Here is a 415-nt window from a genome sequence, read left to right on the forward strand (position 1 = left end):
GGCTATAACAACTTCTATGAATTCGTGCTGGATAAAGCCGATCCCGCCGCTAATGCTGGTAGCCTGAAAACCGATCCATGGACACTGAAAATCAGCGGCGAAGTGGCAAAACCATTGACCCTCGATCACGATGATTTAACCCGTCGCTTCCCGCTGGAAGAGCGTATTTATCGTATGCGCTGCGTGGAAGCGTGGTCGATGGTGGTGCCGTGGATTGGTTTTCCGCTGCACAAATTGCTGGCGCTTGCCGAACCCCCCAGCAATGCGAAGTATGTCGCTTTCGAAACAATTTATGCACCGGAACAGATGCCTGGCCAGCAGGACCGCTTTATCGGCGGCGGGCTGAAATATCCTTATGTCGAAGGATTGCGTCTCGACGAAGCAATGCATCCGCTCACACTGATGACCGTGGGTG

General features: G+C 53.3%; 1 protein-coding gene. It reads left to right on the forward strand.

Annotated features, from left to right (window positions below):
* Nucleotides 1-415, forward strand: a 415-nt coding sequence (gene msrP / locus GRF61_RS24390) for a protein-methionine-sulfoxide reductase catalytic subunit MsrP (RefSeq protein WP_169153185.1), incomplete at both ends; no start/stop codon positions are given.

It is taken from the genome of Azoarcus sp. TTM-91 (assembly GCF_012911025.1).
GTDB lineage: Bacteria > Pseudomonadota > Gammaproteobacteria > Burkholderiales > Rhodocyclaceae > Azoarcus.